The following is an 11,742-nucleotide window of genomic DNA, read 5'->3' as shown; positions in this document are numbered from 1 at the left end:
CAACGCAGCCACGGTGACAGACGTGAAGGCAAAATGAAGGCAAAATGAACTATCATCAATACTACCCGATCGACGTGGTAAACGGGCCGGGTACCCGTTGTACGCTGTTTGTCTCAGGCTGCGTTCACGAATGCCCGGGTTGCTACAATAAAAGTACCTGGCGGCTCAATTCTGGCGTAGCTTTTACGCCAGAAATGGAAGCGCGCATTATTGCCGATCTCAACGATACGCGCGTGAAGCGGCAGGGGCTTTCGCTCTCAGGCGGCGATCCGCTGCATCCGCAGAACGTACCGGATATTCTCAGGCTGGTGAAACGCGTACGCGCCGAATGCCCCGGCAAAGATATCTGGGTCTGGACCGGTTATAAACTCGATGAGTTGAGCGAGGCGCAGCACGAGGTCGTCGGGCTGATTAACGTGCTGGTAGACGGCAAGTTTGTGCAGGCTCTAAGCGATCCAGCGCTTATCTGGCGCGGCAGCAGCAACCAGGTGATTCATCATTTGCGCTGAAAAGCGCCCGTCCGGTAAAAAAGCGCCATTCGGTTAATGCTGGCCACGTAAGGTTAAGCAGGTGCTCTGTTTATTTGAGGCCCGCTTTGCAAACGCCTGTGACACAGCAAAGGCATCGCCGCTTCGCGGCACGCTCACCGCACGGCCAACGACCTTCGGCCACCCCTAACTTCCTGCCTCGTTACGCCTCGGCCCGCCACCCCGGGCAACACCCCCGCGCCATAAGCCTGTACACGTTAAAAGCGAGCAAGGTTGCCAACGGCAAATAAAAAAGTGGCATAACCCGCACCTCAACGCGTTTGTCTTTTTCTTTAATATTCAATTATATAGCTACTTATCTGCCTGGGATTAAGCTATTTGCCCTCTTTTTTATTGCGTCTCGCTATTTATACACCGGTAACAAGCCGAGGCTTGACAGCACGTGTACCAGCGCATTGCCTGCGCCAAACAGCAAAATCAACGCAATCATGCCGTTGCCGCCCCATACGCGATAGCGCGGACTACCAAATCGCTTACGCGACGCGCGCGCCAGCAGCGCCGGCACAATGGCCGCCCAGACAGTCGCCGCCAACCCTGCGTAGCCGATAGCGTACAGAAAACCATTCGGCCAGATAAGCCCGCCCGCCATCGGCGGCAGGAAAGTGGCAAGCGCGGTTTTCAGCCGCCCGAGCGGCGAATCGTCAAACCCAAACAGGTCTGCCAGATAGTCAAACAGCCCAAGCGTTACTCCGAGAAAAGAACTGGCGACCGCAAAATTAGAGAAAATCACCAGCAGCAGATTCAGTGACCGGCTGTTAAGTACGCCGCTTAGCGCCTGAACCAACACATCAATATTGCCGCCTTTCTCCGCAATGGCGATAAAGTCATGGCGCGCAATATTGCCCATCGTGCCCAAAAGCCAGATAGCGTACAGGCCAAGCGCAATCAGCGTGCCCCAGACCAGGCAGCGGATAATAATTTTCGGCTCGCGGCCATAATATTTCATCAGGCTTGGCACGTTACCGTGATAGCCAAACGAAGCCAGGCAGAACGGCAGCGTCATCAGTAAATACGGGGCATAGCTCGGGCTTTGTTCGGCTACATTCATAAGCGTGGCTGGCTTCACGTGGCCCAGCAGGCTGCCAAACGTCAGAAAAAAGGTAATAACCTTCGCCCCCAGAACGATAGCGGTCATACGGCTGACCGCTTTCGTACTTAGCCAAACGATAAAGGCTACCGCCAGCGCAAACAGAAGCCCCGCCAGACGCGGCGAGAAAACAACGTTCAGCTCATCCAGCGTATGGTGAATAATAGATCCGCTGGCAGAAATGTAAGCGTAAGTGAGGATGTAGAGCACGAACGCTATCGACAGGCCGTTTAACACATTCCAGTTTCTTCCCAGAAGATCGCGGGTAATCGTGTCAAAACTCGCGCCTGGCGCATAGTTAAGGTTGGCTTCGAGGATCATCAGCCCTGAATGCAGCATACAGAACCAGGTAAATACCAGCCCCGCCAGCGACCAGAAAAACCAGGCGCCGGCCATCACCACCGGTAAAGAGAACATGCCTGCGCCAATGATAGTGCCGCCAATAATCATCACGCCGCCAAAAATAGATGGCGTGGAACGGGCTGTGGAAAGTGCCGTCATTACAATACCCCTGTTTTATGTACAACACGGCATCTCACCGCTGCAATATTGTACCAGTACATGAGTACAAAGAAGATAAAAAAAGTCCCGATCGCAATGATCGGGACTGTTTATTTTAGTTTACGGCGCGTAACGCCGACGTTTCATTTACATTAGGCATCGCCAAAGCGACGACGGCTGCCGTTGTCGTCACGACGCGGTCCACGGCTGCCGTCACGACGCTCGCCGGAGAAACGGCTATTGCCGCCGTCACGACGCTCGCCGCTGAAACGACGCCCTTCTCCCCCGCCGCGACGCTCGTTACGATCGCCATTGCCAAAGCTGCGGCCGTTACCGCCACGACGCGGCTGCGCATCGCCCAGCAGTTGCATATTCATTGGCTTGTTCAGGATGCGCGTGCGCGTAAAGTGCTGCAATACTTCACCCGGCATACCTTTCGGCAGCTCAATAGTGGAGTGGGAGGCGAACAGTTTAATATTGCCGATATAGCGGCTGCTGATATCGCCTTCGTTAGCAATGGCGCCGACAATATGGCGTACTTCAACACCATCATCGCGGCCCACTTCGATACGATACAGTTCCATTTCGCCTACGTCACGGCGCTCACGGCGCGGACGATCGCTGCGCTCATGACGATCGTCACGGTCGCGGAACTCACGCTTCGGACGGCGTTCAATAACCGGATCCGGCGGCAGAATCAGCGGACGCTCGCCCTGCGCCATCTTCAGAAGCGCAGCCGCCAGCGTTTCCATATCCAGCTCTTCTTCAGTAGCCGGATGGATTTTCGCCAGTAGCGCACGGTACTGTTCCAGATCGCTGCTTTCCAACTGCTGCTGTACGCGGCCTGCAAACTTCGCCAGACGGCGCTGGCTCAGCAGTTCCGCGTTCGGCAATTCAACTTCCGGGATAGTCAGCTTCATGGTGCGCTCAATATTGCGCAACAAACGGCGTTCGCGGTTTTCAACAAACAGCAGCGCGCGGCCTGCGCGGCCTGCGCGGCCGGTACGGCCAATACGGTGAACGTAAGATTCAGCGTCCATCGGGATATCGTAGTTAACCACCAGACTGATGCGCTCAACGTCAAGGCCGCGGGCGGCAACGTCGGTCGCAATCAGAATATCCAGTCGTCCGTCTTTCAGGCGCTCCAGCGTCTGTTCGCGCAACGCCTGGTTCATATCGCCGTTCAGCGCAGCGCTGTTATAACCATTGCGCTCCAGCGCTTCAGCCACTTCCAGCGTGGCGTTTTTAGTACGCACGAAGATAATCGCAGCATCAAAATCTTCCGCTTCAAGAAAACGCACCAGCGCTTCGTTCTTACGCATATTCCAGACAGTCCAGTAGCTCTGGCTGATGTCCGGGCGTGTATTAATGCTGGTCTGGATGCGCACTTCCTGCGGATCCTTCATGAAGCGACGAGTGATGCGGCGGATCGCTTCCGGCATGGTCGCAGAGAACAGCGCGGTCTGATGACCATCCGGGATCTGCGCCATAATGGTTTCTACATCTTCAATGAAGCCCATACGCAGCATTTCATCGGCTTCGTCCAGCACCAGGCCTTTCAGTTTAGACAGATCAAGCGTACCGCGCTTGAGATGATCAAGCAGGCGGCCCGGCGTGCCGACCACAATCTGCGGCCCCTGGCGCAGCGCGCGCAACTGCACGTCGTAGCGTTGACCGCCGTAGAGGGCCAGAACGTTTACGCCGCGCATATGTTTAGAAAAATCGTTGCAGGCTTCCGCAACCTGCACGGCCAGCTCACGGGTGGGGGCCAGCACCAGGATCTGCGGGGCCCGCAGTTCCGGATCAATGTTGTTTAACAGTGGCAGGGAAAATGCTGCCGTTTTACCACTACCGGTTTGCGCCATACCCAGCACATCACGCCCTTCCAGCAGATGCGGGATACAGGCGGCCTGGATTGGAGACGGTTTCTCATATCCCAGGTCGTTCAGCGCTTCAAGAATAGGGGCCTTCAGGCCCAGTTCGGTAAAAGTGGTTTCGATTTCAGCCATGTAGTGCTAGTGCCTCAGTATCAATGGCGGCCAGTCTACATAACTCAACATGAAAATGATCTGCATTTTTCATCGAAAAGTGTGAACCGGCTCATATTAGATGGATTAACGAACAAAAACGCCCTCACCTGTAAAGATGATGACTTACAAAAGGTTATAGGCTGATAGTGTCCGTCAGCTAGTGCTGGTCCGATTCTGCCAGGTCGTCTTGTTCCTGGCCCAGGAGCGCTAATTCCAACAGTGCATAACGGTGCTCAACGAAGTTGTGAACGTTATTAGCAACCGCTAACTTGAACAGTGCCGTGGCGCTGTCCTTATCCCCCAGACTCAGGTAATACTTACCTAAATAGAAGTTGGTTTCACTGAGATGTTCAGCGAGCGAGGTGTTATCCGTTGCGTCTGCCTTCAGGCGCTCCATCAGCGTCTTTTCACTGATGTCGCCAAGGTAGAATTCGACGATGTTCCATCCCCACTGATCTTTACCCGCTTTGTCAAAGCGCTGTCGCAGCATCGCTTTTGCCTGTTTCGTATCCAGTTTGCTATCAACAAGCCAGAGCCACAGACTGCGGAAAGGATCATTGGGATCGTCTTGATAAAACGCCAGCAGATCATCTTGCGCTAACCGGTAACGTCCGCCGTAATAGAGAGCGATACCGCGGTTCAAACGCGCGTAGTTGTAAGTTGGATCAAGCTCAAGTACAGAATCAAACGCTTCATAGGCAGCATCAAAATTGCCTGCCTGCGTTAAATATATGCCTAAGTAATTGAAAACTTCAGGCATGTCCGGACGAATCGCCAGTGCTTGCGAAAAATCGTTTCGCGCCAGCGCCCGCAGACCGAGACTATCATACAATACTCCGCGCTCATATAAAAGCTGCGCGCGTTCATCATCGGTTAAAGCCCGACTTGCAAGTATCTGTTCCATGCGCGCCAGTATGACTTCCTGTTGTAAAGTCGGCTGTAGCGGCACGGCCAGTATTTCGCTCTTACGCCAGGCAAAATTATTGCCGCATCCTGCTACTGCCAGCACGACCGCAACAAGACACCAGCGCAAAAAAGGCTTCATTTCCTACTCCCGAAGACAACGATTGGATGAACGCCCTGCCCCCCGGCAACTATGCAGGACATCCCGTCCTACAGCAGGCCCCTCGCGCGTCGCACAAAGGGCCTGTCAGATCTTATTCCGCTTCAGGCGCCGCAGGTTCAGCAGCAGGGGTTTGCTCAATCGCTTCCTTGATGCTCAGGCGAACACGGCCCTGGCGGTCTACTTCCAGGACCTTGACCGGCACTTCCTGACCCATCTGCAGATAATCAGTGACTTTTTCCACGCGCTTGTCGGCAATCTGGGAGATATGTACCAGGCCTTCTTTGCCGCCGCCAATAGCCACAAACGCGCCGAAATCAACAATGCGAGTCACTTTACCGTTGTAAATACGGCCAACTTCGATTTCCGCAGTAATTTCTTCGATACGGCGGATAGCGTGTTTCGCTTTATCGCCGTCGGTTGCCGCAATTTTCACGGTACCGTCGTCTTCAATTTCGATAGTTGTGCCGGTTTCTTCGGTCAGCGCGCGAATCACGGAACCACCCTTACCAATCACATCCTTGATCTTATCCGGGCTGATCTTAATGGTATGGATGCGCGGCGCAAATTCAGAAATATCGCCGCGCGGCGCGTTAATCGCCTGTTCCATCACACCCAGAATATGCAAACGCGCGCCTTTCGCCTGGTTCAGCGCCACCTGCATAATTTCGCGGGTAATACCCTCGATTTTAATGTCCATTTGCAGCGCGGTAATGCCGTCGCGAGAACCCGCGACTTTAAAATCCATATCGCCGAGATGGTCTTCATCGCCCAGGATATCGGACAGTACCACAAAGTTATCGCCTTCCTTCACCAGGCCCATTGCGATACCCGCAACGGCGGCTTTGATCGGCACGCCCGCATCCATCAACGCCAGAGAAGCGCCGCATACGGAGGCCATAGAAGAAGAGCCGTTAGATTCGGTAATCTCAGACACTACGCGCACGGTATAAGGGAAACGATCCGCCGCCGGCATTACTGCCAGCACGCCACGCTTAGCCAGGCGACCGTGCCCAATTTCACGGCGCTTCGGTGAACCCACCATGCCGGTTTCGCCAACGGAATACGGAGGGAAGTTGTAGTGGAAAAGGAAGCGATCGGTACGCTCGCCCATCAGCTCGTCAATATTCTGCGCGTCACGCTCGGTACCGAGAGTGGCAGTGACCAGCGCCTGCGTTTCGCCACGGGTGAACAGCGCCGAACCGTGCGTGCGCGGCAGCACGCCAGTACGTACGTCAAGGCCGCGGATCATATCTTTTTCACGGCCATCGATGCGCGGTTCGCCAGCGAGCACGCGAGAACGTACCACATTTTTCTCAATGGCGTGCAGGATATCGCCCAGTTCATTTTCATCGAGCGCTTCGCCTTCCGGCTGCCCGGCCTGCAGCGCAGCAATAACGTCAGATTTGATCGCATCGATCTGCGCGTAACGCTCTTGCTTGTCAGTAATGCGGTAAGCGTCGCTCAGGCGCGATTCGGCCAGTGCGGCAACGCGCGCGTTAAGCGCATCGTTGGCGGCTTCCGGCTGCCAGTCCCAACGCGGCTTGCCCGCTTGCTTCACCAGCGCATTGATGTTCTGAATCACAACCTGCTGCTGATCGTGGCCAAATACCACTGCGCCCAGCATCTGATCTTCGCTCAGCAGTTCAGCTTCAGATTCCACCATCAATACTGCGCCTTCGGTACCGGCAACCACCAGATCCAGTTTGCTGGATTTTAGTTCATCGGCAGTCGGGTTCAGCACGTACTGATCGTTGATATAGCCCACGCGCGCGCAGCCAATCGGGCCATTGAACGGGATGCCGGACAGCGACAGCGCCGCTGAAGCGCCAATCATCGCAACGATGTCCGGGTTAACCTGCGGGTTAACAGAAACCACAGTCGCGATAACCTGTACTTCGTTAACAAAACCTTCCGGGAACAGCGGACGAATCGGGCGGTCGATCAGACGCGCGGTCAGCGTTTCGCCTTCACTCGGGCGACCTTCACGACGAAAAAAACTGCCGGGAATGCGGCCAGCGGCGTAAGTACGCTCCTGGTAATTAACGGTCAGCGGGAAAAAGTCCTGACCCGGCTTCGCTTTTTTAGCGCCGACCACAGTCACGAATACTGCGGTATCGTCCATGCTGGCCATTACCGCCGCAGTCGCCTGGCGCGCCATCATGCCCGTTTCAAGAGTGACAGTATGCTGTCCATACTGGAATTTCTGAACGATCGGATTAAGCAAAATTTTATCCTTACTTATCAGTTAAACAGCGCGCCCTCAAAGGCGCGCTGTGGTCAATCTCCGATCCCGTTGCATCCTCGCGACTAATGAGAAATCTTGTAAAAATACACCAAATTTCTCATTAGCCGCGCGAACCCGTGCAAAGCAGGATCATACACAGCAACAATACATGAGTTTACATATAATTGCTGCCTTCTGACTGAAAAAGGGGCCCCAAAAGGCCCCTTTTCTGAAACTTGCAAATATTAGCGACGCAGGCCCAGACGTTCGATCAGGCTGGCATAACGCGCAACATCTTTACGCTTCAGGTAGTCAAGCAACTTACGACGCTGAGAAACCATACGCAGCAGACCACGACGGCTGTGGTGATCTTTTTTATGCTCCGAAAAGTGCCCCTGCAAGTGGTTGATCTGTGCAGTCAGCAGAGCAACCTGAACTTCGGTAGAGCCGCTGTCGTTAGTACCACGGCCAAACTCAGCAACAATTTTAGCTTTAGCTTCAACGCTTAGAGACATTTTTTAACTCCAGTTTTACAGACAGAAAGACAGGGCGCCGATCTCTAATTCAGCCACCCTAAAGATAAAACCCGGTTATTCTACCTGCCGCCAGTAGTTATCGCAAGGCAACGTGCGGGCCGACAATTTAATTTCTATGCGCAGCATCGGCTATTCACGCGGCTCAGAGGCAATTTCATGCGTTGGCGCAGGGTTTGCGACATGGCGCGCCCATAGCGCTGTAATTACCGGTACAAGGATAGCCGTAACGATAACCGCCGTCGCCACCAGCGCTGTGGCAGAAGCCGCGACAGGCTCAAACGCAGGATTAATCTGTGCGATAATCACCGGATTCGCTACTGCCGCGCCGGCCGCAGAAGATGCCGCTACGCCCGCAGTCCCGTTGCCGCCGCCGATAAACTTATCGGCAAGAATTAAGGGGATGCCGGTAATAACGATAACTGCCGCTCCCAGCCCAATGCCCAATAAACCGGTATCAAGAATGACGCTCAGGTTGATAGTGTTTCCCAGCGCAAAGCCGAAGAAAGGAATTAACACCGGCGTCGCCTTGCTGAAAAACGCACGCAAATCATGATCGAGATTACCCAGCGCAAACCCCACCAGGAAAGGTAAAACCGCACCGATGAAATGATGAGGTTCAAAGGACGCCAGCCCGGCGGATCCCAGGATTACCATTGTCATTAGCGGGCCGGATTCCAGTGACATAAGCACAAAAGCGCCGGACTCTTCTTTCGTACCATACTGGTTCATCAGGCTGGCGTATAACCCGCCGTTAGTCATATCCATTGCCGACACAATCGCAAGAACGGACAGCCCGGCAAATACGCCAGTCTGTATGCCGGTTTCAGGAATGAAGGAGGCGGCAATTAGCGCGACAACCCATGCAACTGCAATTTTCGTCACGACCAGGGTACCGGATTTACGCAATACGGTTCCGGTCGCGCGCAGGTCGATAGAAGCGCCAATACAGAAAAACCAGACAGCAAGTATCGGCACAGTACCGGCAATCATGCCTTTAGTAAACGAACCAAAGTATTCGCCCGTTGCGGGCGCGAGGGTATTTAAGAGCGCGCCAAGTAATAGCGGCACCAGCATCATCCCACCGGGAATACGTTCAATATTTGCCTTTATTTTCATGGTAATTCCTCGCTGCTGTGCTGAAATAACGCCTGAACAATATATGTAACCCCACCTTATCTGAATGCATTATTAAGATATGAATCAATAGGTTAAAAACCACTTCGCGCTAATGTACAGAAGACGGTTAAAGGCGCCACTGTTTCATATCGGCACAATGTCAGACGCCGAATCTATATCACGAAACAATGATTCTATAATAATGAAACATTGTTTTGTTTAAGTGCGTCACACTATTCTTTTCAGCCATTGATAAAATGCGGATATGAAAAAGCAGCCGAAAATGAAGTAACGCGCCTGCGCGCAATGATTTATCCCCATGCAAAATAAGAGGAAATAGAATGGACGTTCGCCAGAGCATTCACAGCGATCATGCCAGAACGCTGGACACGACCGGATTACGCAGAGAGTTTCTGATAGAGCGCATTTTCTCTGAGAACGACTACACCATGACCTACAGCCATATCGACAGAATTATCGTAGGCGGCGTCATGCCGGTAACGAAAAGCGTGAGCGTAGGAAACGAAGTGGGCAAGCAACTGGGGGTAAGCTATTTTCTGGAACGCCGGGAACTGGGCGTGATTAATATCGGCGGGCCGGGCATTATCCGCGTTGACGGCAAGGTGTACGAAATGCAGCATCGCGACGGGCTTTACGTAGGCAAAGGCGCGAGAGAAGTGGTTTTTGAAAGCACCGATACCGCTAACCCTGCGCGCTATTACTATAACAGCGCGCCCGCGCATACCACGTTCCCTACGCGGCGCGTCACGCCCGCTGACGTTTCGCCACAAACGCTCGGAGACGACGTTACCAGCAACCGGCGCACTATTAATAAATATTTTATTCCTGACGTGCTGGAAACCTGTCAGTTGAGTATGGGACTGACAGAGCTTGCGCCAGGCAACCTGTGGAACACGATGCCCTGCCATACCCACGAGCGGCGAATGGAAGTCTACTTTTACTTCGCAATGGATGAAGATAGCTGCGTTTTCCACATGATGGGGCAGCCGCAGGAGACGCGCCATCTTGTTGTACGTAACGAGCAGGCGGTGATTTCACCAAGCTGGTCAATCCATTCCGGCGTTGGCACCCGCGCCTATACGTTTATCTGGGGCATGGTCGGGGAGAATCAGGTCTTCGACGATATGGATCACGTCGCCGTCAGGGAACTCAGGTAGCAGACAGATTTCAGGCTAAGGCCGCAAGGCGCAAGGAAAATCCCGGCGGAGAGCGGAAGACTCTCCGCCATTAGCGTTATAAGCCTGGGGGATATTCCACCACCAGACGACGTGGCGCGACACGGCCATCATCATCAATCTGCGCCATACCGATAAACTTACGCTCCTCGCCTTCGGTCACGCGCACCAGCCCTTCTCCCGGTACGCCGTTAGCGCGTACCGGATTACCGTTTTTGAAGTACACGGCCACCTCAGGAAGCAGGTTCACTACCGGAAAATCCGCCGCCGGGCTATCCATCGGCATGAGCAGCGGATCGAGCAATTCTGCGGCGGGAATACCCTGCTGCCGCGCCTGCTCATTCAACGCGGCCAACTGCTCAAGCGTCACCATCCGTTCAACCGGATAACGGCTGACCGCCAGGCGGCGCAGGAAAATCACGTGGGCGCCGCATCCCAGTTTTTCACCCAGATCGTCAATGATAGTGCGGATATAAGTGCCTTTGGAGCAGTGAATTTCCAGTTCCAGCTCATCGCCTTCATAGCGAATAAACGTCAGCTCATACACAACGATCGGGCGCGCCTCGCGCGCAACGACAATGCCCTGACGCGCGTACTCATACAGCGGTTTGCCCTGGTGTTTAAGCGCCGAGTACATCGACGGCACCTGCTGAATCTCGCCCCGGAAAGTATCCAGCGCGGCCGCCAGCGCCTGCTCCGACACGTTTACCGGACGTTCCTCTACCACCTGTCCGTCTGCATCAGAGGTATCGGTACGCTGGCCCAGGCGAGCAATAACGCGATAACGTTTGTCTGAATCCAGCAGATACTGGGAAAACTTGGTCGCTTCCCCCAGACAAATCGGCAGCATCCCCGTCGCCAGCGGATCCAGCGCGCCGGTATGCCCGGCGCGGTTAGCATTATACAAGCGTTTGACTTTTTGCAGCGCATCGTTGGAGGACAGGCCCTGCGGCTTATCCAACAGCAGAACGCCGTGAACGTCGCGTCCGCGACGACGAGGACGCCCCATCAATCCTCCCTATCGTCATCTTTAGTCTCCGCACGGCGCTCTTCATCCTTTTTCACCACGCTGGAAACCAGACTGGACATACGCATACCTTCCACCAGCGAATTATCGTAGAAAAAGGTCAATTCGGGCACGATGCGCAGGCGCATCGCCTTACCCAACAGCGTACGAATATAACCAGACGCGTCACGCAGCGCCTTCAGACCCTCTTTAATCGCCTCTTCGTCGCCGTCGTTCAGAAAGGTAACGTACACTTTGGCGTAGGCCAGGTCACGGGACATCTCAACGCCTGATACCGTCGTCATCAGGCCCAGGCGCGGATCTTTAATTTCGCGCTGAAGGATAAGCGCGATCTCTTTTTGCATTTCCTGCCCAACGCGCTGCGGGCGGCCAAATTCTTTAGCCATAATAAATTCTCCAGACAAACAGGGG

General features: G+C 54.2%; 11 protein-coding genes. 2 read left to right on the top strand and 9 right to left on the bottom strand.

Annotated elements, in window-relative coordinates:
* Window positions 1-44: 44 nt before the first annotated feature.
* Window positions 45-509 (top strand): anaerobic ribonucleoside-triphosphate reductase-activating protein, encoded by a 465-nt coding sequence (gene nrdG, locus JJB97_RS14900; protein WP_238714811.1) that lies wholly within the window; start codon window positions 45-47, stop codon window positions 507-509.
* 382 nt (window positions 510-891) lie between these two features.
* On the opposite strand, the gene mtr is transcribed toward nrdG, so the two are convergent.
* The 7 genes from mtr to kdgT form a co-directional block, all read right to left on the bottom strand.
* Window positions 892-2,136, bottom strand: a complete 1,245-nt coding sequence (gene mtr / locus JJB97_RS14895) for a tryptophan permease (RefSeq protein ID WP_238714810.1) — start codon at window positions 2,134-2,136, stop codon at window positions 892-894.
* A 152-nt stretch (window positions 2,137-2,288) separates the two neighbouring features.
* Window positions 2,289-4,145, bottom strand: coding sequence for a DEAD/DEAH family ATP-dependent RNA helicase (locus JJB97_RS14890; protein ID WP_238714809.1), 1,857 nt, complete (start codon window positions 4,143-4,145; stop codon window positions 2,289-2,291).
* Window positions 4,138-4,218: a protein YrbN gene (yrbN, locus tag JJB97_RS18795; RefSeq protein ID WP_157206741.1), complete on the bottom strand. Its 81-nt coding sequence runs from the start codon at window positions 4,216-4,218 to the stop codon at window positions 4,138-4,140. Before yrbN ends, JJB97_RS14890 begins: the two co-directional genes overlap by 8 nt.
* Window positions 4,219-4,323: 105 nt before the next feature.
* A complete protein-coding gene (nlpI, locus tag JJB97_RS14885) occupies window positions 4,324-5,211 on the bottom strand; it encodes a lipoprotein NlpI (protein WP_238714808.1) in 888 nt (295 codons plus the stop codon).
* A gap of 112 nt (window positions 5,212-5,323) precedes the next feature.
* The gene (gene pnp / locus JJB97_RS14880) at window positions 5,324-7,456 is read right to left on the bottom strand and encodes a polyribonucleotide nucleotidyltransferase (protein WP_238714807.1); all 2,133 of its coding nucleotides are present in this window, start codon (window positions 7,454-7,456) and stop codon (window positions 5,324-5,326) included.
* Between the two features lie 245 nt (window positions 7,457-7,701).
* The gene (gene rpsO / locus JJB97_RS14875) at window positions 7,702-7,971 is read right to left on the bottom strand and encodes a 30S ribosomal protein S15 (RefSeq protein ID WP_238714806.1); all 270 of its coding nucleotides are present in this window, start codon (window positions 7,969-7,971) and stop codon (window positions 7,702-7,704) included.
* A 150-nt stretch (window positions 7,972-8,121) separates the two neighbouring features.
* Entirely contained in the window at window positions 8,122-9,108 is a 987-nt protein-coding gene (gene kdgT / locus JJB97_RS14870; RefSeq protein WP_238714805.1) for a 2-keto-3-deoxygluconate transporter, read from the bottom strand.
* A gap of 341 nt (window positions 9,109-9,449) precedes the next feature.
* Between kdgT and kduI the strand changes: the two genes are divergently transcribed.
* Entirely contained in the window at window positions 9,450-10,286 is an 837-nt protein-coding gene (kduI, locus tag JJB97_RS14865; RefSeq protein WP_238714804.1) for a 5-dehydro-4-deoxy-D-glucuronate isomerase, read from the top strand.
* A 76-nt stretch (window positions 10,287-10,362) separates the two neighbouring features.
* On the opposite strand, the gene truB is transcribed toward kduI, so the two are convergent.
* Window positions 10,363-11,313: a tRNA pseudouridine(55) synthase TruB gene (gene truB, locus JJB97_RS14860; protein ID WP_238714803.1), complete on the bottom strand. Its 951-nt coding sequence runs from the start codon at window positions 11,311-11,313 to the stop codon at window positions 10,363-10,365.
* Entirely contained in the window at window positions 11,313-11,717 is a 405-nt protein-coding gene (gene rbfA, locus JJB97_RS14855) for a 30S ribosome-binding factor RbfA (protein WP_238714802.1), read from the bottom strand. Before rbfA ends, truB begins: the two co-directional genes overlap by 1 nt.
* Between the last annotated feature and the right edge of the window lie 25 nt (window positions 11,718-11,742).

This window comes from Tenebrionibacter intestinalis (genome assembly GCF_016632365.1).
GTDB lineage: Bacteria > Pseudomonadota > Gammaproteobacteria > Enterobacterales > Enterobacteriaceae > Tenebrionibacter > Tenebrionibacter intestinalis.
The sequence above is the reverse complement of the archived record's forward strand: the minus strand, read 5'-3'. Positions and strand labels throughout refer to the sequence as shown.

Bases quoted from the DNA above. Each gene is read 5' to 3' on its own strand.
- rpsO (WP_238714806.1), bottom strand. From the start codon at position 7,971: ATGTCTCTAAGCGTTGAAGCTAAAGCTAAAATTGTTGCTGAGTTTGGC.
- kdgT (WP_238714805.1), bottom strand. From the start codon at position 9,108: ATGAAAATAAAGGCAAATATTGAACGTATTCCCGGTGGGATGATGCTG.
- yrbN (WP_157206741.1), bottom strand. From the start codon at position 4,218: ATGAAAAATGCAGATCATTTTCATGTTGAGTTATGTAGACTGGCCGCC.
- truB (WP_238714803.1), bottom strand. From the start codon at position 11,313: ATGGGGCGTCCTCGTCGTCGCGGACGCGACGTTCACGGCGTTCTGCTG.
- nlpI (WP_238714808.1), bottom strand. From the start codon at position 5,211: ATGAAGCCTTTTTTGCGCTGGTGTCTTGTTGCGGTCGTGCTGGCAGTA.
- nrdG (WP_238714811.1), top strand. From the start codon at position 45: ATGAACTATCATCAATACTACCCGATCGACGTGGTAAACGGGCCGGGT.
- rbfA (WP_238714802.1), bottom strand. From the start codon at position 11,717: ATGGCTAAAGAATTTGGCCGCCCGCAGCGCGTTGGGCAGGAAATGCAA.
- kduI (WP_238714804.1), top strand. From the start codon at position 9,450: ATGGACGTTCGCCAGAGCATTCACAGCGATCATGCCAGAACGCTGGAC.
- JJB97_RS14890 (WP_238714809.1), bottom strand. From the start codon at position 4,145: ATGGCTGAAATCGAAACCACTTTTACCGAACTGGGCCTGAAGGCCCCT.
- mtr (WP_238714810.1), bottom strand. From the start codon at position 2,136: ATGACGGCACTTTCCACAGCCCGTTCCACGCCATCTATTTTTGGCGGC.